14 protein-coding genes are annotated in these 22,544 nt (G+C 72.7%); 11 read left to right on the top strand and 3 right to left on the bottom strand.

The window, feature by feature from the left end:
• Positions 1-28 precede the first annotated feature (28 nt).
• From ACZ6JY_RS20775 to moeZ, 9 genes are all read left to right on the top strand, one after another.
• Positions 29-1,759 carry an ABC transporter substrate-binding protein gene (locus ACZ6JY_RS20775; RefSeq protein ID WP_469197459.1) on the top strand — a complete coding sequence of 577 codons (1,731 nt, stop codon included), beginning with the start codon at positions 29-31 and terminating at the stop codon, positions 1,757-1,759.
• Positions 1,756-2,697 (top strand): ABC transporter permease, encoded by a 942-nt coding sequence (locus ACZ6JY_RS20770; protein WP_469197458.1) that lies wholly within the window; start codon positions 1,756-1,758, stop codon positions 2,695-2,697. The genes ACZ6JY_RS20775 and ACZ6JY_RS20770 overlap by 4 nt, the downstream gene beginning before the upstream one ends.
• Complete coding sequence (locus tag ACZ6JY_RS20765) at positions 2,694-3,734, top strand: ABC transporter permease (protein WP_469197457.1); 1,041 nt, start codon at positions 2,694-2,696, stop codon at positions 3,732-3,734. Before ACZ6JY_RS20770 ends, ACZ6JY_RS20765 begins: the two co-directional genes overlap by 4 nt.
• Positions 3,731-5,341 (top strand): dipeptide ABC transporter ATP-binding protein, encoded by a 1,611-nt coding sequence (locus ACZ6JY_RS20760; RefSeq protein WP_469197456.1) that lies wholly within the window; start codon positions 3,731-3,733, stop codon positions 5,339-5,341. Before ACZ6JY_RS20765 ends, ACZ6JY_RS20760 begins: the two co-directional genes overlap by 4 nt.
• Positions 5,342-5,437: 96 nt before the next feature.
• Entirely contained in the window at positions 5,438-7,366 is a 1,929-nt protein-coding gene (locus ACZ6JY_RS20755) for a DUF3492 domain-containing protein (RefSeq protein ID WP_469197455.1), read from the top strand.
• The gene (locus ACZ6JY_RS20750) at positions 7,363-8,610 is read left to right on the top strand and encodes a hypothetical protein (protein ID WP_469197454.1); all 1,248 of its coding nucleotides are present in this window, start codon (positions 7,363-7,365) and stop codon (positions 8,608-8,610) included. Before ACZ6JY_RS20755 ends, ACZ6JY_RS20750 begins: the two co-directional genes overlap by 4 nt.
• Before the next feature lie 145 nt (positions 8,611-8,755).
• On the top strand, positions 8,756-9,709 hold the full coding sequence (locus ACZ6JY_RS20745; protein WP_469197453.1) for an NAD-dependent epimerase/dehydratase family protein: 954 nt from the start codon (positions 8,756-8,758) through the stop codon (positions 9,707-9,709).
• Positions 9,697-10,446: a spherulation-specific family 4 protein gene (locus ACZ6JY_RS20740; protein WP_469197452.1), complete on the top strand. Its 750-nt coding sequence runs from the start codon at positions 9,697-9,699 to the stop codon at positions 10,444-10,446. Before ACZ6JY_RS20745 ends, ACZ6JY_RS20740 begins: the two co-directional genes overlap by 13 nt.
• Before the next feature lie 63 nt (positions 10,447-10,509).
• Positions 10,510-11,688: an adenylyltransferase/sulfurtransferase MoeZ gene (moeZ, locus tag ACZ6JY_RS20735; protein ID WP_469197451.1), complete on the top strand. Its 1,179-nt coding sequence runs from the start codon at positions 10,510-10,512 to the stop codon at positions 11,686-11,688.
• A 75-nt stretch (positions 11,689-11,763) separates the two neighbouring features.
• On the opposite strand, the gene ACZ6JY_RS20730 is transcribed toward moeZ, so the two are convergent.
• The 3 genes from ACZ6JY_RS20730 to ACZ6JY_RS20720 all read right to left on the bottom strand — a co-directional run bounded on the left by ACZ6JY_RS20730 (position 11,764) and on the right by ACZ6JY_RS20720 (position 17,869).
• On the bottom strand, positions 11,764-13,332 hold the full coding sequence (locus ACZ6JY_RS20730; protein WP_469197450.1) for an alpha/beta hydrolase: 1,569 nt from the start codon (positions 13,330-13,332) through the stop codon (positions 11,764-11,766).
• A 67-nt stretch (positions 13,333-13,399) separates the two neighbouring features.
• Positions 13,400-14,944: an alpha/beta hydrolase gene (locus ACZ6JY_RS20725; RefSeq protein ID WP_469197449.1), complete on the bottom strand. Its 1,545-nt coding sequence runs from the start codon at positions 14,942-14,944 to the stop codon at positions 13,400-13,402.
• 147 nt (positions 14,945-15,091) lie between these two features.
• Positions 15,092-17,869, bottom strand: a complete 2,778-nt coding sequence (locus tag ACZ6JY_RS20720) for a lysylphosphatidylglycerol synthase domain-containing protein (RefSeq protein ID WP_469197448.1) — start codon at positions 17,867-17,869, stop codon at positions 15,092-15,094.
• A gap of 173 nt (positions 17,870-18,042) precedes the next feature.
• Here ACZ6JY_RS20720 and ACZ6JY_RS20715 point away from each other — a divergent pair, with 173 nt between their 5' ends.
• Complete coding sequence (locus tag ACZ6JY_RS20715; protein WP_469197447.1) at positions 18,043-18,633, top strand: MGMT family protein; 591 nt, start codon at positions 18,043-18,045, stop codon at positions 18,631-18,633.
• Between the two features lie 167 nt (positions 18,634-18,800).
• Positions 18,801-22,538, top strand: a complete 3,738-nt coding sequence (locus ACZ6JY_RS20710; protein WP_469197446.1) for an ATP-dependent helicase — start codon at positions 18,801-18,803, stop codon at positions 22,536-22,538.
• Positions 22,539-22,544: the final 6 nt, after the last annotated feature.

The raw sequence follows: 22,544 nt of genomic DNA, 5'->3' as shown, positions 1-22,544 counted from the left end.
CGTTCCTTTTCCGAGAGGCCTTTTTCCGATGCGTCGATCGTCCGTCACAGCCCGCCGCGTGGCAGCGGCATCCGTCAGCCTGGTCCTGGCCGCGGGCGCCGCGGCCTGCGCGGGCCCGCAGGGCAACGACACCGGGAGCGGCGGCGACGGCAAGCCCGCCGAGGGCGGCACGCTCACCGTCCTCAACAGGGACCCGCAGACCGACTTCGACCCGGCGCGGCTGTACACCTCCGGCGGCGGCAACGTGCCGAGCCTCGTCTTCCGCACGCTGACCACCCGTAACCGCGAGGACGGCGCGAAGGGCGCGGAGGTCGTGCCGGACCTCGCCACCGACCTGGGCAGGCCGAGCAAGAACGCCACCGTGTGGACGTACACCCTGAAGAAGGGCCTCAAATACGAGGACGGGACGCCGATCACCTCCGCGGACGTCAAGTACGGCATCGAGCGGTCCTTCGCGGCCGAACTCAGCGGCGGCGCGCCCTACTTGAGGGACTGGCTCATCGGCGGCGACCGGTACGAGGGCCCGTACGAGGACAAGAGCGGTAAGGGGCTCGCCTCGATCGAGACGCCGGACGAGCGGACCATCGTCTTCCATCTGAACAAGCCCGAGGGCGAGTTCCCCTACCTGGCGACCCAGACGCAGTTCACGCCCGTCCCGAAGGCCAAGGACAAGGGCACCAAGTACGAGGAGCACCCGCTCTCCTCCGGGCCCTACAAGGTCGTCGAGAACCAGAACGACGGGGAGCGGCTCCGCCTGGAGCGCAATCCGCACTGGTCGGCCGGGACCGATGCCGAGCGCAAGGCCTACCCGGACCGGATCGACGTGCGCTCCGGGCTCGACTCGTCCGTCATCAACCAGCGGCTCTCCGCGGGCCGGGGCGCGGACGCCGCCGCCGTCACCACCGACACCAACCTCGGCCCCGCCGAACTCGCCAAGGTCACCGGCGACAAGGAGCTGGCCTCGCACGTCGGCACCGGACACTTCGGCTACACGAACTACCTCGCCTTCAACCCGAAGGTGAAGCCCTTCGACGACCCCAGGGTGCGCCAGGCCATCGCGTACGCGGTCGACCGCTCCTCGGTGGTCAACGCCGCGGGCGGCTCCTCGCTCGCCGAGCCCGCGACCACCTACCTGCCGAACCAGAAGTCCTTCGGATACACGAAGTACGACCACTTCCCGGCGGGCGCCTCGGGCAACCCGAAGAAGGCCAGGGAACTGCTGAGGAAGGCCGGTCACAAGGACGGCCTGACGATCACGCTCACCCACTCCAACGCCAAGGACTTCGAGACCAGCCCCGAGATCGCGACCGCGATCCAGGACGCGCTCAAGAAGGCGGGCATCACCGTCGAGCTGCGGGGCCTGGAGGAGAACGACTACAGCGACAAGATCCACAGCGCCGAGGACGAGCCCGGCCTCTTCCTCGCCCACTGGGGCGCCGACTGGCCCTCCGGCGGCCCCTTCCTCGCCCCGATCTTCGACGGCCGGCAGATCGTGCGGGACGGCGCCAACTTCAACACCGGCTTCCTCGACGACAAGGCGGTCAACAAGGAGATCGACGCGATCAACGAGCTGACCGACCTGGACGCGGCCGCCGAGCGCTGGGGCGCCCTGGACAAGAAGATCGGCGAACGCGCCCTGACCGTGCCGCTCTTCCACCCGGTCTACAAGCGTCTGTACGGCAAGGACGTCAAGAACATCGTGATCAGCGACTGGACCGGCGTCCTCGACGTCTCCCAGGTCGCAGTGGAGAGCAAGTGACGACCGGGCCCGGCACCGGCTTCTGGCGGCGACTGCGCGGGCAGCGCGCCGCCCTCGGCGCGGCGGCCGTCGTCGCGCTGCTCGTCCTCGTGGCGCTCGCCGCGCCGCTGCTCACGGCCCTGGAGGGGCAGGACCCGACCACGTACCACCCGGACCTCATCGACTCGGCGCGGGGCGGTGTGCCGGTCGGGCCGCTCGGCGGGATGAGCGGCGAGCACTGGCTCGGCGTGGAGCCGCAGACCGGGCGTGACCTCTTCGCGCGCCTGGTCCACGGGGCGCGCGTCTCGCTCGGCGTCGCGCTCGCCGCGACCGTCGTGCAGGTGTTCATCGGCGTCGCGGTCGGCATCGCCGCCGGGTTCGGCGGCCGCCGGCTCGACCAGGTGCTCAGCCGGGCCACCGACGTCATCGTGGCCCTGCCGCTGATGGTCCTCGCGCTCGCGCTGCTCGCCATCGTGCCGAGCGGCTTCCCGCGGCCCGTGCTCGTCGCCCTCGTCATCGGCCTCGTCGCCTGGGGCAACGTGGCCAGGATCGTGCGCGCCCGGACGGTGACGCTCAAGGAGCTCGACCATGTGGCCGCGGCGCGGCTCAGCGGCTGGAGCTCCGCACAGATCGCCCGGCGCGAGCTGCTGCCCGCCCTCGCCGCGCCCGTCATCACCTACGCCGCGCTGCTCATCCCCGTGAACATAACGGTCGAGGCCGCGCTGTCGTTCCTGGGTGTCGGCGTGAAGCCGCCGACCGCCTCGTGGGGACAGATGCTCACGGCCGCCGACGTCTGGTACCAGGCGGCGCCGCAGTACCTGCTGTACCCGGCAGGCGCGCTGTTCGTGACCGTGCTGGCCCTCACCGTCCTCGGGGACGGCATTCGCACGGCGCTCGACCCGCGGGCCGCGTCCCGGCTGCGGATCGGGACGGGCCGCAGGCGGGAGGCGCGGGCATGAGGAGACTCGCCGTACGCTCCCTCTCCGGGTTCGGCGGATTCGGCGGATTCGGTGGCTTCGTGCTGCGACGCCTGATCGGTGCCGTCGTCACCCTGCTCGCCATATCCGTCGTCATCTACGTGGTGTTCTACGCCGCCCCCGGCAACGTCGCCCAGATCACCTGCGGCCCGCGCTGCTCTCCCGGCCAGGTCCAGCAGGTCGCCGAACAGCTCCGGCTGAACGACCCGCTGTACCTGCGCTACCTGGAGTTCCTCAAGGGCCTCCTCGTCGGCCACGACTACTCCACCGGCACCGGCGTGGAGCACTGCGGCGCCCCCTGCCTCGGCGTCTCCTACCAGAGCGACCAGCAGGTCACCGCGCTGATCATCGCGAAGCTGCCGGTCACCGCGTCCCTCGCGCTCGGCGCCATGGTGATGTGGCTGCTCCTCGGCGTGGGCACCGGCGTGCTCTCCGCCTGGCGGCGCGGCAGGCTCAGCGAGCGGGTCCTCACCGCCGTCACGCTTGCGGGCACCGCCACGCCCGTCTTCGTGATCGGACTGCTGCTCATGATCGTGGTCTGCGGACAGCTCCAGTGGCTGCCCTTCCCGAGTTACGTCGACTTCGGCGACGACCCGACGCAGTGGGCCTGGAACCTGCTCCTGCCCTGGCTCTCGCTCGCCCTGATCGAGGCCGCCAAGTACGCGCGGCTGACCCGCTCCTCGATGCTGGAGACCCTCGCCGACGACCATGTGCGGACCTTTCGCGCATACGGCGTCGGGGAGCGCTCCATCATCGGCAGGCACGCGCTGCGCGGCGCGGTCGCGCCCGTCATCGCCCTGACCGCCAACGACTTCGGATCGATGTTCGGGGGCGCCGTGCTGAGCGAGACACTGTTCGGCCTGCCGGGCATCGGGCGTGAACTCGTGCACGCGGTCAAGGTCGTCGACCTGCCGGTGGTCGTCGGGATGGTCATGGTCACCGGCTTCTTCGTGGTGCTCGCCAATGCCGTCGCGGACGTCCTGTACGCGGTGGCCGACCGAAGGGTGGCCCTGTCATGAGCCTCGTCGAAGTCGATGACCTCAGCGTGGGGTTCGGGCGGGCCGGGTCGGAGATACGCGCCGTCGACGGCCTCTCCTTCTCCCTGGAGGCGGGCGCCGCGCTCGCCCTCGTCGGCGAGTCGGGGTCCGGCAAGTCCTCCGTGGCCTCGGCGCTGCTCGGGCTCCACCGGGGCACCGGCGCGCGCGTCGGCGGATCGGTGCTCGTCGACGGCGTCGATGTGCACGAGGCGTCGGAGGCGGAGCTGCGGCGGCTGCGCGGCGGCCGGGCCGCGATGGTCTTCCAGGACCCGCTCTCCTCCCTCGACCCTTACTACGCGGTGGGCGACCAGATCGCCGAGGTGTACCGGGTGCACACCGGGGCGTCCCGGCGTGCGGCACGCGCGCGTGCCGTGGAGGTGCTCGACCGGGTCGGCATCCCCGACGCCGGTCGCCGCTCGCGCTCGCGCCCGCACGAGTTCAGCGGCGGCATGCGCCAGCGCACCCTGATCGCCATGGCCCTTGCCTGCGAACCCGCCCTCCTTGTCGCCGACGAGCCGACCACGGCGCTCGACGTCACCGTGCAGGCCCAGATCCTCGACCTGCTGCACGCGCTGCGGCGGGAGACCGGCATGGGGCTGCTCCTGGTCACGCACGACGTGGGCGTCGCGGCGGAGAGCGCCGACGAGGTCCTGGTCATGCGGGACGGGCGAGCGGTGGAGCGCGGGACGGTACGGGACGTCCTCGCCGGGCCCCGCGAGGCGTACACCAAGGAGCTGCTCGGGGCCGTGCCGCGGGTGGACGCGCCGCGCGCGGCCTCCACGCGCGAGGCCGGTGACGTGGTGCTCGAAGCCACGGGTCTGCGCCGGGAGTTCGGGCGCGGCAAGCGGCTGGTCACCGCGGTCGACGGGGTCTCGCTCACCGTCCGCGGCGGGGAGACCCTCGGCATCGTCGGCGAGAGCGGCAGCGGCAAGACCACGCTGGGCCGCATGCTCGTCGGGCTCCTGGAGCCGAGCGCCGGGCGGCTGCGCCACGGGGGCGCGCGGGAGCCCGGCGGCCGGGTGCGGCCCGATGCGCAGATGGTGTTCCAGGACCCGGTGTCCTCGCTCAACCCGCGGCGCTCCATCGGCGAGTCCATCGCCGACCCGCTGCGGGCGCGCGGCGAGGACGACTCCTTCGTACGGGGGAGAGTGCGTGAACTACTTGAGCGCGTCGGGCTCCGACCGGAGTATTACGGCCGCTACCCGCACGAGTTCAGCGGCGGGCAGCGGCAGCGCGTCGGCATCGCGCGGGCGCTGGCCGCCGAGCCGCGGCTCATCGTGTGCGACGAGCCGGTGTCGGCGCTCGACGTGACGACACAGGCGCAGGTGACCGCGCTCCTGGCCGAGCTCCAGGCCGAACTGGGGCTCGCACTGGTCTTCGTGGCGCACGACCTCGCCGTCGTACGGCAGGTCAGCGACCGGGTCGCGGTGATGCGGGGCGGCCGGATCGTCGAGCAGGGGACCGTGGACGAGGTCTACGGCTCGCCCCAGGACCCGTACACGAAACGGCTGCTCGCGGCCGTGCCCGCGCTCGATCCCGATGCGGCGGCCCGGCGGCGCAAGGCCCGCGAGGAGCTGGCCGCAGCCTGACTCTCCGTAGCGAAAACGGGCTCTGAAGGGGTTATAGCGCGACGGAACGCTACCGGCCCGAGAAAGTTACGACCGTTCACCCCTTTTGGTGGCGCGATGGACAACCGTCCGTCGCGCCACCGCCATGACCGCATACGTTCGTCCCGCTGCGAGCCGCCGGACCAACGGCGGCTCCCCAAACGGGAGATCGGGGGTGCACTCGTGCGCGTCGCGCTGCTTACGGAGGGTGGCTATCCGTATCTGAGTGGTGAGGCAAGGCTCTGGTCCGACCGGCTCGTACGCGGTCTCGAACAGCACGAGTTCGACGTTTACGCGCTCAGCCGCAGCGAGCGCCAGGAGGCGCGGGGGCGCGTCGAACTGCCGCCCAACGTCGCCCGGGTGCGGACGGCACCGCTCTGGACCGCCGACGACCGGGCGCTCCATGGGGCCGGTCCGCGGGGCGGGCGGGGGCGCAGGGCGCGGCGGCGCTTCCTGGAGTGCTTCTCGGAGCTGGCGGACGTGGTGTGCCGCGGCGACGACCCGGGCTCCGGCTCCCGTTCGGGCTCGGGCTCCGCTTCCGGCTCGGGCTCCGCTTCCGGGGCGGGCTCCGCTTCGGGCACGGGCCCCGGCGCAGGCTCCGGCTCCGGTGGCTCCGACGACATGGCGGACCGTTTCAGCAACGCGCTGTACGGGCTCGCCGAGCTGGCCCGTACGCAGGGCGGCCTGGTAGACGCCCTGCGCTCCGAGGTGGCCGTGCGCGCGCTGGAGCGCGCCTGCCGTGCGCCCGGCGCACTGCGGACCGCCCGCGCCGCCCGCGTGCCCGACCTGCTCGCCGCCGCCGGGCACATGGAGCGGGCGCTCCGGCCGCTTTCCCTCGACTGGTACGAGGACGAAGCGCTCGGCTCGGCCGACCTCTGCCACGCCACGGCGGGCGGCCCGGCGGCGCTGCCCGGCCTCCTCGCCAAGCACTTCGCGGGAGTGCCGCTCCTCGTGACCGAGTACGGCGTGCAACTGCGCGCGCACTACCTCGCCGCGGGCGGGACGGACCTGGGCGCACCGGCGCGGGCCCTGCTCGCCTCCTTCCACGGCCGCCTCGCCGCCGAGGTGTACCGCGAGGCCGCGCTCATCACCCCGGGCAACACGCACGTCCGGCGCTGGCAGGAGCGGTGCGGCGCCGACCGGGCCAAGCTGCGCACGGTCCACCCCGGCATGGCGGCCGACCGCTTCGCCGAGATCGGCGAGCGGGGCTACGACGACCTTGCCGCCGGCCCCGGCCCGCTGCTCTGGGTCGGCCGCGTCGAGCCCGCCAAGGACCTGATCTCGCTGCTCCACGCCTTCGCCGAGGTCCGCGCGGCGGAGCCCGGGGCGCGCCTGCGGATCGTCGGGGCGCCGGCCGAGGGCCGCGAGGCCGAGGAGTACCTCGCGCAGTGCCGGGCGCTTGCCGCACAGCTCTTCCCCGACGAGGCGGACGGCGCGCATGCCGTCGGCGACAACCCCGTCTCCTTCGAGGAGATCGGCGGACCCGAGGTGCCCGACCTCGCCGACGCGTACGCCGCGGGCGGTGTGGTGGTGCTCTCCAGCGTCGTCGAGGGCTTCCCGATCAGCCTGGTCGAGGCCATGTTCTGCGGGCGCGCGACTGTCTCCACGGACGTCGGCGCGGTCGTGGAGGTCATCGGAGGTACGGGACTCGTCGTGCCCCCGCGCAACCCGCGGGCGCTCGCGGAGGCGTGCGTGGCGCTCCTGCGCGACCCCGCGCGGCGCGAACGCCTGGGCGCGGCTGCGCGGGCGCGCGCCCTCGAACTCTTCACCGTCGAGCAGAACGTCGCGGCATTTCGCGGCATTTACCTGGAGATCGTCTCGCACTGCCCGGTGCGCCGTGACGCCGTGGACGAGACGGGCGAGCCGGTGCCCTTCGCCAACCCGGCGGAGGCCCACGTGCCGGGCCGCTGGGCGAGCTCGGCGTCCGCCCCGGAACCGGCCGGGGTGCCCAGCTGGGCCGAGCGGGAGGACGACGAGCGCGAGCAGTTGAAGGGGGCGACCGTATGACGGGCCCGGAGGGTACGGGCGGCGCGGTCGACGCACGGCGGCCCCCGGCGGGGGTCTCGCAGGCGCCGGGTTCCCCGGACGCCGGGCGGCGCGCCGGGAGTCCCGGCAAGGCCCCGCGCCGCGGTGCCGCCGACCCCGTGAAGGCGCTCATGCACCAGCACCACGAGCTGTGCGCACGCGCCGTCGACCCGCTGGAGATCGCGGCCGGCCTGGAGGCGCGCGGCCTGAGTGACCGGGCTGCCGCGCGCTACCGCCACCGGGACGTGTTCTCGCTGGCCGAGGAGATGTACGCGCGCGTGCCCCGCGACGACGACACAGAAGCCGCCCCTTCCGGCGCCGGAGCCGACGTACGCCATGGGCCGGAAGCGGCGCGCGGATGGGCCCTTCTCGCACTGCTGCCCGGCGGCGCGGCATGCGCGGCGACGGTGGCCGCGCCGCGGGTGGGCGAGGGCGCCGCCCGGCTCGCGGTGGTGCTCGGCGGCGCGCTCGCCGTGACCCTGGCGCTGCGGTGCGCCCTGCGGCGCGGACCGCTGCGCGTCACCACCCGCCGGGCGTCGGCCACGCGCGCGTGGCCGCGTCGGTTCGTCACGCCCACACGCGTGTGGGCGTGCTGGCTCATCGCGTACGGACTGCTCGGCGACGCACTGCTCCGTGGCGCCCTCTCAGGCGGTCCCGACGGGCTCCGTGACCTCTGGGAGCCGCCCGCCGTCGCGCCGGTCCTCGCCCTGACATGCGCCGTCGCGCCCGCGGCCTGGTGCGCCCGGCTCTTCGCCGTACGGGCCGGACGGCGGCTCCGCGCCAGCCGCGGCCTCGACGAGTTCACCGCCTCCGTACGCCCGTTGCTGTTCGGCGTGGTCACGCTGTTCCTCGGCGCGCTCGCGGGGCTGCTCGCGGCGGCCTGGGCGGTGCTCGGCGAATCCCGCCCGGGGCTCGCCGGGGCCGGGGCGCTCGGCGCGCTGCTGTTCCTCGCGCGCCTGCTCGCCGTGCACGGCTTCCACCGCGCCCCGGCCCTGCTCCTCGCGGCGGCGGGCGCCTGCGAAGTCACCGCGCTCGCCCTGGTGTTCGCGGGCCGGCTGCCCGGCTGCGACGTCCTGGCCGAGCCCGTCACCGCCGCCGTCGACTCCTGGGGACCCGGCGTCGTACCGGCCGCCGCGTGCGGTGCCGCCGCCCTCGTCCTGCTGGCCCACGCGGCGAGAACCCTGACCCTGGCCTCGGCCCACGCACGCTCCGGCATCGCGCCGTGAGCCGGCCCACCGGCCACGACAACTCCCGCGGGGCCGACACCGCGGGCCCCTTACCCCGTGATCCACGGCACCATCCCGAAGGAGAAAGCCAGATGACCACCCGCAGTCGCCTCCGCCCGCGAGCGGCCACCCCGGGAGGCGCCCGATGAGAGTGCTGCTGATCGGAGCCAATGGATACCTCGGCCGCTTCGTCGCCGACCGGCTGCTCGCCGACCCGGCGGTGCAGCTCACGGCGCTCGGCCGCGGCGACGACTCGGACGTACGGTTCGACCTCGCCAGCGGCAGCCCAGGTGCGCTCACCCGGTTCCTGAACGCCGTCCACCCGGGCGTAGTGATCAACTGCGCCGGCGCGACCCGGGGCGGTGCCCGCGAGCTGACCAGGCACAACACCGTCGCCGTCGCCACCATCTGCGAGGCCCTGCGGCGCAGCGGCTGCGGGGCACGGCTGGTGCAGCTGGGCTGCGGCGCCGAGTACGGCCCGAGCCAGCCGGGGTCGTCGACCGCGGAGGACGCGGTGCCGAGGCCCGGCGGGCCGTACGGCGTCAGCAAGCTGGCCGCCACCGAGCTGGTGCTCGGCTCCGGGCTCGACGCCGTCGTCCTGCGGGTGTTCTCGCCCGCGGGGCCCGGCACGCCCGCGGGCTCGCCGCTCGGGCGGCTCGCCGAGGCCATGCGCCGGGCGATGCAGTCCGGGGACGGCGAGCTCAAGCTGGGCGGCCTCGGTGTGCAGCGGGACTTCGTCGACGTACGCGACGTGGCGAGGGCCGTGCACGCGGCCTCGCTCTCCGCCGCGCAGGGCGTCGTGAACATCGGCGCGGGCCGTGCCGTACGGCTGCGCGAGGCGGCCGCCGTGCTCGCCCGCGTCGCGGGGTACGGCGGAGCCCTGCACGAACTCGACCAGGTGCCCGTACGGGCCGTCATCGGCCACCCCCGAAGCGAGCCGGACCACGGCGGCCCCGCCGTGTACCCGTACCCGGACGGCTGCGGAAGCTGGCAGCAGGCCGATGTGCGCACCGCCCGCGACCGGCTCGGCTGGCGGCCCCGCATCAACCTGGAGGAGTCACTCGCCGACATCTGGATGGAGGCCGCATGCCGCATCTGACCAGGACCGCCACGAGCGCCGCCCGCACCGACATCCGCGTGGGATTCGGCATCCCGGGCTTCGCGCACCCCCTCGTCGCCCCCGTCGAATGGTCGGAGCTGACCCGGCCGGGCACCCCGGTGAAGTGGGTTGTCCTGAATGTCGCCAACGGCCCGGGTGAGCGGCCCGATCCGCACTGCCTGGAAGCGGCGGGCCGCCTGCGGAACGCGGGCATCCGGGTGCTCGGCCACCTCGACCTGAGGTACGGCGCCCGCGGCTTCGGGGAGCTCGTCTCCGACGCCCACCGCTACCTCGACTGGTACCGGGTGGACGGTTACTCGCTCGACCGCTGCCCCACCGAGCGCGCCGGGCTTCCGGAGGTGCGGCGGACCGTCGCCACGCTGCGGACGCTGGTCGACGACGCGCACATCGTGCTCGGCCACGGGACGCATCCGTATCCCGGATACGCCGAGACGGGCGACCAGTTGGTGACCTTCACCGGGCCCTGGAGCGATTACCGCTGGTCGCAGGTGGCCGAGTGGACGGCCGAGTATCCGCCCGAGCGGTTCTGCCACTTCGTGCACGGCATGCCGCGCGGACACCTGGAGGAGGCACTGCGCATCGCGCGCTGGCAGGGTGCCTCGACGATCTACTTCACCGACCGTGTCGACGGGGACGGCCGGAACGACCCCTGGCAGTCCCTGCCCGGCTACTGGGACGAGATCGTCTCGCGTATCGGAACAGGTATCTCGGAATGAAGAAGGGCGTGGCAGTGTTACGTGCAGAACAACCGTTCCGCACAACCGACCAACGGAGTCCCCGTGTCGCTGCCACCCCTGGTCGAGCCAGCCTCTGAGCTCACCGTCGACGAGGTCCGCAGGTACTCCCGCCACCTGATCATCCCCGACGTCGGGATGGACGGGCAGAAGCGGCTGAAGAACGCCAAGGTGCTGTGTGTCGGCGCCGGTGGCCTCGGGTCGCCGGCGCTGATGTACCTGGCCGCGGCCGGTGTGGGCACGCTCGGCATCGTCGAGTTCGACGAGGTCGACGAGTCCAATCTGCAGCGCCAGATCATCCACAGCCAGGCGGACATCGGCCGCTCCAAGGCGGCGTCCGCCAAGGACTCGGTCCTCGGCATCAACCCGTACGTGAACGTGATCCTCCACGAAGAGCGGCTCGAGGCCGAGAACGTGATGGACATCTTCAGCCAGTACGACCTGATCGTCGACGGCACGGACAACTTCGCCACGCGCTACCTGGTCAACGACGCGTGCGTGCTGCTCAACAAGCCGTACGTCTGGGGCTCGATCTACCGCTTCGACGGCCAGGCCTCCGTCTTCTGGAGCGAGCACGGGCCGTGCTACCGCTGCCTGTACCCGGAGCCCCCGCCGCCCGGCATGGTCCCGTCCTGCGCCGAGGGCGGCGTCCTCGGCGTGCTCTGCGCGTCGGTCGGCTCCATCCAGGTCAACGAGGCCATCAAGCTCCTCGCGGGCATCGGCGAGCCGCTCGTCGGCCGCCTGATGATCTACGACGCCCTGGAGATGCAGTACCGCCAGGTCAAGGTCCGCAAGGACCCCGACTGCGCGGTCTGCGGCGAGAACCCCACCGTCACCGAACTCATCGACTACGAGGCCTTCTGCGGCGTCGTCTCCGAGGAGGCCCAGGAGGCGGCGGCCGGTTCGACGATCACTCCCAAGCAGCTCAAGGAGTGGATCGACGACGGCGAGAACATCGAGATCATCGATGTCCGGGAGATCAACGAGTACGAGATCGTCTCCATCCCCGGTGCCAAGCTGATCCCGAAGGACGAGTTCCTCATGGGGTCCGCGCTCGGCAGCCTTCCGCAGGACAAGAAGATCGTCTTGCATTGCAAGACGGGTGTCCGCAGTGCGGAAGTCCTCGCCGTGCTGAAGTCCGCGGGCTTCGCGGACGCGGTCCACGTGGGCGGCGGCGTGATCGGCTGGGTCAACCAGATCGAGCCCGAGAAGCCGATCTACTGACTGGACGCGGCACAGGTAACTGAACGTGGCACAGGAGGGGCCCCGCACCTGACGGTGCGGGGCCCCTCCTCGCGTTCACGACTCGCAGACCTTGCCGTCCTTCGGGGCCTTGCCGTTGAGGAGGTAGTCGTCGACCGTGTCGTCCACGCAGTCGCTGCCGTTGCCGTACGCCCCGTGGCCCTCGCCCTTCCAGGTCACATGGATGCCGACGCCCTTGCCCAGCTCGTCCGCCATCTTGCGGGCGCCCTCGTAGGGGGTGGCGGGGTCACCGGTGTTGCCGACGACCAGGATCGGGGCGGCGCCCGGGGCGCTCACCTCGGGGGAGTCGTGCAGCCCCGCCACCGGCCATTCGTAGCACCAGCCGGCCGTGTCCCAGCCCAGGAACTCCCCGAAGACCGGTGAGATGTCCCGGAACTCGCCGAGGCGCTTCTTCGCCTGGGCGGGAGTCGTCCGCGCCTTGGCGTCGCGGCAGGAGATGGCCCGCTGCGAGTGGCTCTGCGTGCTGTACCGCCCGGAGGGGTCGCGTTCGTTGTACGCGTCGGCGAGCTGGAGCAGCGACGAACCGTCGCCCTTGTCGGCGTCATCGAGGGCGCGGGTCAGCGTGGGCCAGGTCTGCTTGCTGTAGAGCGTGACCAGGATGCCGGTGCCGGCCAGCGACTCCGTCAGCTTCCTGCTGCCGGAGGCACGCATCGGCTCGGCGTCGAGCTTCTCGAAGAGCTTCGCGATCTTCGCCGTGCCCTTCTCGGGGTCCTGGCCGCGGGACCTGAAGTAGTTGTCGAGGGCGCGCTGGAAGCCCCTCGCCTGGTTCTTGGCGTGGCCCACGGAGTCCGCGCTCGGGTCCACCACCGCGTCGAACGCGAGGCGGCCGACGCGCTTGGGGAACAGGTGCGCGTACGTACCACCGAGCTCGGTTCCGTACGACACGCCCATGTAGTGCAGCTTCTCGTCGCCGAGGACCTGACGCATGAGGTCCATGTCGCGGGCGGCCTCGACCGTCGACACATGCCCGATGACCTTCTTCGCACCGCGCGCACAGCCGGCGCCGAAGTCCGCGGCGTCCTCGAAGTACGTCTTCTCCTCGGCCGCGGTGTCCGGCGTGAGGTCGACCTTCTGCTCCGCGGCCTGCGTCGCCCTGTCGTCGCGGCACCGCACGCCCTCACTGGCCGCCACCCCGCGCGGGTCGAAGCTCACCAGGTCATACCGCTCGCGCAGCGAGCCGTACATGTCGGCGAAGGAGGGCAGACCGGAGACGCCCGAGCCGCCGGGGCCGCCGAAGTTGAACAGCAGGGAGCCGATGCGCTTGCCCTCGCCGGTGGTACGCCCGCGGATCAGGGCGACGCCCATCGTGTCGCCGTCCGGCTCGGCATAGTCCACCGGGACCTTCAGCGTCGCGCACTGCCATCCCGAGCCCGGCGCCGTCCCGCCTTCGGGCGCCTCGCAGCGGTCCCAGTCCAGCTTCTGCGAGGTGAGCGAGGCGGGCAGGGTGGAGGAGGGGTCGGGCTTCGGCCCCGGGTCCGGGGCGGACGCCGACGGGTTCTTCGCGTCGTCCTCCCCGTCGTCGGACGAGCCGCCGCAGCCGACGGCGAGCCCCGCCGTCAGCACGCCGACGGCGGCCAGGGCCACGGACCGTACGAAACGCTGCATAGCGCGCTTCCCCCCCTTGTAAGACAGTCAAGCCATAGTAGGCGGGGCCACTGACAGTGACCCAATCTCAGGAGCAGACCGTTCCGCTCTTCGGGACCGTCCCGTCCAGCAGGTAGCCGTCCACGTTCTTCCGTACGCACGGGTCCTTGCTGTCGTACGCCCCGTGCCCCTGCCCCTTGTACGTCAGCTCGACGCCGACGTCCTCGCCGAGGGCCCGCGCCATCTCGCGTGCGCCCGCGTACGGCGTGGCGGGGTCGCCGGTGTTGCCGATGACGATGATGGGCGGCGCGCCGTCGGCGCCCACGTCCGGGTGGTCGGCCTGGCCGTCGACAGGCCAGTCGGTGCAGCTGGTCATGCCCCACGCAAGGTAGTCGCCGAACAGCGGGGAGGCCTCGCGGAACTCGGGGAGCTTCTTCTCGACGTCCTCGGTGGAGTAACGCTGTTTGTCGTCCGCGCAGTTGATGGCGACGTTCGCGGCCTGGAGGTTGCTGTACCTGCCGTCCTCGTTGCGCCCGTTCATCGAGTCGGCGAGCGCCATCAGGACCCTGCCGTCGCCGGCGTAGGCCTCTTCGAGCCCTTGGGTGAGGTACGGCCAGAAGTCCTTGGAGTACAGGGCCTGCGCGATGCCGCTGGTGGCGGCGGTCTGGGTCAGCTCGCGCGGCGGGATGCCGCTGATCGGCCTGTCGTCCAGGTCCTTGAGGAGCTTCGCGATCCGGTCCTTGACGTCCTTCGCCGAGTCGCCGACCGGGCACTCGTCCTGGGAGGCGCAGTCCTCGGCGAAGTTGTCGAGCGCGAGCTGGAACCCCTTGGCCTGGCCCAGCGAGCTCTGCTCGGCATCCTGGGTGGGGTCGACGACGGCGTCGAAGACCGCGCGGCCCACCTTGTCGGGGAACAGGTGCGCGTAGACGCCGCCGAGTTCGGTGCCGTACGAGATGCCGAAGTAGTGCAGCTCGTCGTCGCCGAGCACCTGCCGCATCAGGTCCATGTCGCGGGCGGCGTCGGTGGTGCGGACGTGGGGGAGCGTACGGCCGGAGTTCTCCTCGCACGCGTCGTTGAAGGCCTTGACGTTGGCCATGAGCTTCTTGCGCTCGTTCTCGTCGTCGGGTGTGGCGTCCTGCTGGAAGTACTCGTCGAGCTGCTCGTCGTTCTCGCATTTGACGCCGGCGCTGCGGCCGACGCCGCGCGGGTCGAAGCTCACCAGGTCGTAGCGGGTGCGCAGCTTGGCGTACTCCTCGCCGAAGGCGGGCAGTGTGGTGACGCCCGAGCCGCCGGGCCCGCCGAAGTTGAAGATCAGCGAGCCGATGCGCTTGTCCTTCGCACCGCTGGCGGCGGCTCTGATCAGCGCGATGTCGAGCGTGTCGCCCTCGGGCTCCGACCAGTCCAGGGGCGCCTTCATGGTGGCGCACTGCCACTCGGCCCCGCCCGGCAGCGGGGACGGGGCGTCACCTCCGCCCTCTGAGGCGCTGGGCGACGGGCAGTCCTTCCAGCTCAGCTTCTGCTTCGACAGGTCCTGGTCCTTGGCCTCCGAGTCGCCGCCACAGGCCGCGAGCGTCGAGGACAGGAGCAGGGCTGTGGCCAGAGCGGTGGCGCGTGGCTGGGTCCGTGTGAGCATGTGCCCATCCTGCGGCGGCTCCTTACGGGGCGCTCGGGGCGCGGGCCGTGCGGGTGAGGAACCGTGCCTCTACGAAGGGGCCGCTTCGGACGCGGTGCGTCTACGAGGGGGCCGTTTCGGGCGCGGTGCCTCCGTAGGAGGGGTGTGTCACAGCAGCCCCTTCCTTGTGAGGTGGTTGAAGAACAGCCATCCGGGGAGCACCGGGAGCCACAGGGTCAGGAGCCGGAAGAGCAGCACCGCGGGGGCCGCCACGTCCTTGGGCACGCCGACCGCGATCAGGCCGAAGGTCAGCGTGGCCTCGACCGCGCCCACGCCTCCGGGGGTGGGGGCCGCCGAGCCCAGCGCGTTGCCCGCGAGGAAGACCACGGCGACACTCGCGAGGCTCAGCGTCGTCATCTCCTCGCTGCCGAACGCCCGCACCGACGCGTCCAGGCAGAGCACGAACATGAGGGTGAGCAGCAGCATGCCGCCGATGCCGGTGAGCAGCTTCTGGGGGCGCTGGAGGACGTCCAGCATGCGCGGCACGACACCCGCGAAAAGCGACCGCACGCGCGTGACGACGAATTTCCGCAGGAACGGGATGGCCGTCACCACGAGCACGAGCACCGCGACGGAGAGGAGACCGGCGATGACGGTCCGGGACGGCGTGAACGACGGTGTCTTCTCCGTCCCGGTCAGATAGCCGAAGATCAGCAGCAGCAGGATGTGCGAGCCGAGGCCGAAGAGCTGCGAGGCGCCGACGCTCGCCACCGCGAGCCCGGACCGGACGCCCGAGCGCTGAAGGAAGCGTGTGTTGAGCGCGACACCGCCGACGGCCGCCGGTGCCACGATCTTCACGAACGACCCGGCGACCTGCGCCGCCACCGCCCGCAGGAACGGCACCCGTTCCGGCACGAAGCCGAGCAGGCTCATCGCCGCGGCGAAGTAGCTCAGCGCGGAGAAGCCGACGGCCGCGGCCACCCAGCCCCACTGGGCCTCCTGGAACAGCGTGCCGAACTCGACGTGGGTGAGCTGCGACAGCAGGAAGTACGCGCCGATGGCTCCGGCGATGAAACTGATCAGCGTGCGGGGCCTGATCCGCTCCAGCTGTGCCGGCTCTACGGGCGCCGTCGGGCGGATGAGCAGCACCTGGTGGCGGATCTGGGTGAGCAGGTCTTCCTCGCGGGCCTGTTCCAGGGCTTCGTCTATGGCCTGCTTCTCGGCCTGCCGCTCCTGCTTGGCGGCCTGCTTCACCTGCTTCTGGGCCTGCTTGTCCGTGCGTACGTCCGTGTCTTCCGCGACGTCCGCGCGGACGCTCTGGCGGGACTTGCGGGAGGCTTCGAGGACCGCCTCGCGCTCGCGCTGGGAGCGTTCGCGGGCCAGCTTGCGCAGCGTGCCGCGGGTGGAGCGGGTGAGAGCGATCGGCTGGAGCAGCGGCAGACAGTCGGCCACCGCGTCGGGGCCGAGGACCTCGACGGCGGTCGCGACCGAGCGCTCGGCGCCCACGCGCAGGCCGAGGGCGGTGAGGAGCTGGGCGGTGTCCATGCGCAGGACCAGGTCGCCCGCGGCGATCTCGCCGCCGCGCAGGTCCGTGAGGATCACCGTGCCGGAACGATCCACCAGGATCGCGTCGCCCGCCAGCCTGCGGTGCGCGATCCGCCGGGACTGCAGCGCCTGCACCTGCCGCCAGGTCTCCAGCAGCAGGTCGTCGGTGATCGCCGCGTCGTCCAGCATGTCGAGCGAACGGCCGCCCGTGTGCTCGTAGACGAGCATCACCGCGTCGGGGCCGAGCTCGGAGGTGGCGATCAGCTTGGGCGCGTGGGCGCCGGCCGCGATCGCCGCGTAGGCGAGGAGGGCCTCCTGCTCCAGGGCCTGGCGCAGCGACTGAAGGCTGCGCCGCTGGGTGATGCCGCGCAGGGTGAGCCTGCGCCAGACGCGGTAGAAGAAGCCCTGCGCCTGCTGCTCGCGGTCGATGACCGTGACGTCGAGGGGCGGGCCGTCCTCCAGGGTGACGAAGTAGCGGCGGCCCCGGTCGCCGTGCTCGCTGTCCGGGGACTCCTCACGGGCGGCGCTGACGGGGTGGAAGCCGACGTGCCGCAGGCCCGCGAGGAGCGTCTGCCCGGTGGGCCGTACGTTCGGCGAGCCGACCGCGTAGAGCGTGCCGTAGGCCACGGTCCAGCCGATGAGCACCGTAAGGAGGATCGAGAACGGCGTGGTGTAGCCGGTGACGAGCATGGTGAACGCGTCGAGCAGCAGCACCACGAAGAGCACGAGGCGCCAGCGCGGTCTGCGCGACATCCCGACGGCGGTCATGTACGCGATGACGGGCGCGAGGTAGCCGTGCACCGGGTCGGTGAACGCGTGGAGGTCGGCGGGGGACGGCTTGGTGAGGGCGTCCTGGATGGAGCCGGGGGCGGCCTTCGCGACCCAGAGGTCGGTGGCCAGGGTGACGCCGTGCGCGAGGACGGCGGCGAGGACACCGTCGGCGATGCGGAGGCCGTCGCGTTTGACCAGCCGTTCGATCGCGAAGGCGACGGGGACGAGCAGGACGCCGATGCTGGCGACCAGACCCGCCACCTTGATCAGCAGGTCGGGCGCTTGCTCCGTCCCCTTGTCGATGTCCTGTTCGAGGCCGGACGTCGTGCCGTGCGCGAACGCGGCGATCGCGAGGAGCACGACGACGGCGAGGACGCCGACGAGCAGCCGCATGAGGTCGGAAGGGCGGTGCACGCGCGCGGAGAGGAGCGGTTCGTCGCGCTCCACGCGGTCGGTGTGGGCTCCTTCGCCGTCCATGCCGGGGTCGAAGCCGGCGTCGATCCCGATGTCGCCGTCGGTCTTCGGGCTGGGGTCACCGGTGTCCGGGTGTGACTCGGACGCAGAGGTGCCCGCCTTCTCATCGGGATGCACGCCCTGCCGCTCCGTCGTCTCTTCTTGATCTCGTATCACCAGTCATCGCCCGCACGATGGTGGCATGCCGGATCACTACAGGGGGGCATCAGGGGGCAACGCAAGGACGCGAAGTGGTCACGAAACGACACTTGTCGCTCCCTCGGACGCGCTGCCGCACGCTCCCTCGCGGGCCGTCCCCGGTGTCGGTGGGGTGCGGCAGGATGGGCCGGATGAGCGAGGAGAGCAGAACGGGACGGGTGCCGTCCGACCATGCCGCACCCGAGCTTCCGGAGTACGCGGAGCGGGTCCTCGAGGTCGCGGAGCTGATCCCTCCGGGCCGCGTGATGACGTACGGGGACATCGCCGAGTGGCTCCAGGAAGGGGGCCCGCGCCAGGTCGGGCGCGTGATGGCGCTCTACGGAGGAAGCGTGCCGTGGTGGCGTGTCGTGCGCTCGGACGGCGTGCTGCTGCCGGGCAGCGAGCTGCGGGCCCTGGACCGGTACCGCGCGGAGGGCACGCCCCTGCGCGAGGCTTCGCGCGCCGCCCAGGGGCATGTGCCGAAGCTCGACATGCGGCGGGCGCGGTGGGACGGGGGCGAGGTGACGGGCGTGGTGGATGTGATGAATATGACGGATGTGGTGCATGTGACACATGTCGCGCCGGTCGGTGACGCCGAGGCGTCCGGTCGACGTCGTACGGGCGGCCTCGCGGGCGGCGGCGCGGAGGGCGACGCTGCGGAAAGCGACGCCGAAGGCGGCGATGCCGCGGAGGGCCACGCCGCAGGGATCGCTCGTCCGCAGGCTCCGGAGGCTCACATCTGACAGCTTCCGGCATCGGGAGGCCCGGCGGAGGACCGGTGACCCGTACGGGGGAAGCCACGCGTCCCCCGCACGCACTGGCGTAGCGTCGACAGCACACATCCCCGTCACCCCGCGGCCACCGTGAAGCCGCTCTTCGACCAGCACACCCACCAGGACCGGCGACCCACGTGAGCTCCCCTTCTTCCGCTCGGCACCTTCAGCACCCGTCGCACCACCAGGTACGACAGGGGCCCCCGGGTGCCTACCGGCTGGTGCGTACGCCGCCGGCTCCGACGGAGCCCCCTCGCTTGGACGCAGGTCAGCGCGCGGTGGTTGACCACAGGGCGGGACCGCTCCTCGTCCTCGCGGGTCCCGGCACGGGCAAGACCACCACTCTCGTGGAGGCCGTCGCCGCGCGCATCGCCCGCGGGGCCGACCCCGCGCGGATCCTGGTCCTCACCTTCAGCCGCAAGGCCGCGGTCGAACTGCGCGACCGCATGGCGCTGCGCATAGGTCAGGCGCGTGCCCCGCAGGCCACGACATTCCACTCCTTCTGTTACGCCCTCGTGAGGGCCCACCAGGACGCCGATCTCTTCGTGGAGCCGCTGCGGCTCCTCTCGGGTCCCGAGCAGGACGTGGCGGTACGTGAGCTGCTCGCGGGCCAGATCGACCTGGCGAAGGAGGGCCGTGGCCACGTCCGCTGGCCCGACGAGCTGCGGGCCTGCCTCACCACCCGCGGCTTCGCCGACGAGGTGCGTGCCGTGCTCGCCCGCAGCCGTGAGCTGGGCCTCGGGCCGGCCGCCCTCGACGACTTCGCCCGCCGCAGCGGCCGCCCCGACTGGGGGGCCGCCGCGGCCTTCCTCGCCGAGTACCTGGACGTGCTCGACCTCCAGGGGACGCTCGACTACGCGGAACTGGTCCACCGCGCGGTGCTGCTCGCACACCGCCCCGAGGTGGAGCGGGCACTCGGCGCGCAGTACGACGCGGTCTTCGTGGACGAGTACCAGGACACCGACCCGGCGCAGGTGCGGCTGCTGCACGCGCTCGCCGGGAACCAGGGGCCGCGGCGTTCCCCGCGCGCGCGGAGCGAGGACGGTGACGGCGCGGGCCGGACGCTCGTCGCCTTCGGTGACCCCGACCAGTCGATCTACACCTTCCGGGGCGCCGACGTGAACGGCATCCTGGAGTTCCCGTACGACTTCCCGCGCGCGGACGGCGATCCGGCACCGGTCGAGGTCCTGACGACGTCGCGCAGGTCGGGCGCGGAGCTGCTCGCCGCCACCCGGCTGCTCACCCGCCGGATGCCGCTGACCAGGCTGCCCGCGGAGAAGGTGCGGGCCCACCGGGAGCTGACGCCGGTCAGGGACGGCGGCCGGGCCGAGGTGTACACGTACCCGACGGCCGGTGCGGAACTGGACAACATCGCGGACATCCTGCGGCGCGCGCACCTGGAGGACGGCGTCGCCTGGGGCGACATGGCGGTCCTGGTCCGCGCCGGCGCCCGCACGATCCCCGCGGTCCGCCGCAGCCTCAGCGCGGCGGGCGTCCCCCTGGAGATCGACGGCGACGACATAGCCCTGCGCCACGAGCCCGCGGTGACACCACTCCTGACGGCGCTGCGGGTGGTGGCCACGGCAGTGCTGTCGGAGACAGAGCCGGAGGCGGCAGCGGGGGCTGGAGCGGGGCCTGGGGCGGACGTCGCGTCAGAGCCGGAGGCCGGGCCGGAGCCTGAAGCCAGGCCGGAGCCTGAAGCCGCATCAGGGCCCGAGGGCGGGCGGGAGCCCGAAGCCGCCCCTGACGTGGCTGGTGCCTCCGGGGCCGTCGCCGCCGCCGAAGCCGGGCCTGCGCCCGAGGCCGCGTCGGAGCCCGAAGCCGGGCCTGGGCTGGTAGGCGCCTCGGGGCCCGAAGCCGGGCCTGATGGCGCAGCCGCCGAGGCCGAGCCTGGTGCCGCTCCCGGGATGGAAGGTGCTGCGGAGCTTGAAGCTGGGGGGAAGTCCGAAGCCGGGCCGGAGGGCGTCGCCGAAGCTGCGGGCACCCCCCGCACCACCCCCACCTGGCTCGACACCGAGACCGCGCTGGCTCTGCTCAGCTCGCCGCTCGCCGGGATGGACGCCGCCGATCTGCGTCGGCTCGGCCGTGCCCTGCGCGAGGAGGAGCGGGCGGCCGGCAACCACGTGCCGCCGCCCTCCGACGAGCTCCTTGCCCGCGCCCTCGCCGAGCCGGAGCGGCTCGTCGCGCACGACCCCACGTACGCCCGTGGCGCCCAGCGCCTCGGCGCGCTGCTCCGCAAGGCCCGTGAGCATCTCGCGGGCGGCGGTACGGCCGAGGAGGCCCTGTGGGAGCTTTGGGACGGCACACCGTGGCCCAGGCGCCTCGAACGCGCCGCCCGGCGCGGCGGCGCGGCGGGACGCAACGCCGACCGCGACCTTGACGCGATCTGCGCCCTGTTCGCCGCCGCGGCCCGCGCCGAGGAACGCACCGGTGGCCGCGGCGCCCTCAACTTCCTGGAGGAGACCGAGGCGCAGGACATCGCCGCGGACACCCTCACCCGCCGGGCGGCGCGCCCTGACGCCGTACGCCTGATGACGGCCCACCGCTCCAAGGGCCTCGAGTGGCGGCTCGTCGTGGTCGCGGGCGTCCAGGAGGGCCTCTGGCCCGACCTGCGACGCCGCGGCTCCCTCCTGGAGGCCGACCGCATCGGGCGCGACGGCCTCGCCGAGCCGCTCACCCCCGGAGCCCTCCTCTCCGAAGAACGCCGGCTCTTCTACGTGGCCGCCACGCGCGCGAGAGAACGCCTCGTCGTGACCGCGGTCAAGGCACCCGCCGCCGACGGTGACCAGCCGTCCCGCTTCCTCACCGAACTCGGCGTCGAGCCGAAGGACGTGACGGGACGGCCGCGCCGCCCCCTGTCGGTCGCCGCCCTGGTGGCGGAGCTGCGGGCCACCACCGTCGACCCGCGCGTCTCCGAGCCCCTGCGCGAGGCGGCGGCCCAGCGCCTGGCCCGGCTCGCGGCGCTGAGCGACGCGGACGGCAGGCCCCTCGTGCCGTCCGCACACCCCTACCGCTGGTGGGGCATGTACGAGCCGACGGCGAGCGAGGTCCCCCTGAGGGACCGCGACAAGCCCGTCGTGCTCTCCGGCAGCGCGCTCGACCAGCTCGCCAACACCTGCTCCCTGCAGTGGTTCCTTGGCCGCGAGGTGAAGGCGGACGCGCCCTCGACCGCCGCCCAGGGCTTCGGCAACGTGGTGCACGTCCTCGCCGACGAGGTGGCCTCCGGACGCACCCCCGCCGACCTCGCGGTCCTCATGGAGCGCCTCGACTCCGTGTGGGACGCGCTCGCCTTCGACGCGCCGTGGAAGTCGGCGCAGGAGAAGGAGCACGCGCGCGTGGCGCTCGAACGCTTCCTCCAGTGGCACGTCATGGACCGCGCGAGCCGCACCCCCGTGGCCAGCGAGCACGGCTTCGACGTGACCCTCGAAGCGGGTCCCTACGAAGTGCGCGTACGGGGCTCGATGGACCGCGTCGAACAGGACGCGGAAGGCCGTGCCTACGTAGTGGACTTCAAGACAGGCAAGCAGGCGCCGACCGCCGCCGAGGTCGCCCGCCACCCGCAGCTCGCGGTCTACCAGCTCGCGCTCCGCGAGGGCGCCGCCGACGACGTCCTCGAAGGCGTACGACCGGAACCGGGCGGCGCGGAACTGGTGCAGCTCCGCCAGGGCGCCGCCAAGAAGAACGGCGGCGACTCCCTCCCCAAGGTGCAGGCCCAGCAGGCCCTTTCGGGGGAGTGGATAGGCGACCTGCTCGCGACGGCCGCGGGCAAGGTCCTCGACGAGCGCTTCACACCGACCGCGGGCCAGCACTGCACACACTGCTCGTTCCGCGCCTCGTGCAGCGCACGGCCGGAGGGCCGTCACGTCGTGGAGTAGCCCCGG

Source organism: Streptomyces sp. NPDC046335 (assembly GCF_055587985.1).
This window is presented reverse-complemented; position numbering and strand designations above follow the sequence as displayed.

What these genes read in the sequence shown, in the direction of transcription:
- ACZ6JY_RS20765 (WP_469197457.1), top strand. Translation starts at nt 2,694, where the DNA reads ATGAGGAGACTCGCCGTACGCTCCCTCTCCGGGTTCGGCGGATTCGGC.
- ACZ6JY_RS20760 (WP_469197456.1), top strand. Translation starts at nt 3,731, where the DNA reads ATGAGCCTCGTCGAAGTCGATGACCTCAGCGTGGGGTTCGGGCGGGCC.
- ACZ6JY_RS20730 (WP_469197450.1), bottom strand. Translation starts at nt 13,332, where the DNA reads ATGCAGCGTTTCGTACGGTCCGTGGCCCTGGCCGCCGTCGGCGTGCTG.
- ACZ6JY_RS20745 (WP_469197453.1), top strand. Translation starts at nt 8,756, where the DNA reads ATGAGAGTGCTGCTGATCGGAGCCAATGGATACCTCGGCCGCTTCGTC.
- ACZ6JY_RS20755 (WP_469197455.1), top strand. Translation starts at nt 5,438, where the DNA reads ATGGACAACCGTCCGTCGCGCCACCGCCATGACCGCATACGTTCGTCC.
- ACZ6JY_RS20775 (WP_469197459.1), top strand. Translation starts at nt 29, where the DNA reads ATGCGTCGATCGTCCGTCACAGCCCGCCGCGTGGCAGCGGCATCCGTC.
- ACZ6JY_RS20740 (WP_469197452.1), top strand. Translation starts at nt 9,697, where the DNA reads ATGCCGCATCTGACCAGGACCGCCACGAGCGCCGCCCGCACCGACATC.
- ACZ6JY_RS20715 (WP_469197447.1), top strand. Translation starts at nt 18,043, where the DNA reads ATGAGCGAGGAGAGCAGAACGGGACGGGTGCCGTCCGACCATGCCGCA.
- ACZ6JY_RS20725 (WP_469197449.1), bottom strand. Translation starts at nt 14,944, where the DNA reads ATGCTCACACGGACCCAGCCACGCGCCACCGCTCTGGCCACAGCCCTG.
- ACZ6JY_RS20750 (WP_469197454.1), top strand. Translation starts at nt 7,363, where the DNA reads ATGACGGGCCCGGAGGGTACGGGCGGCGCGGTCGACGCACGGCGGCCC.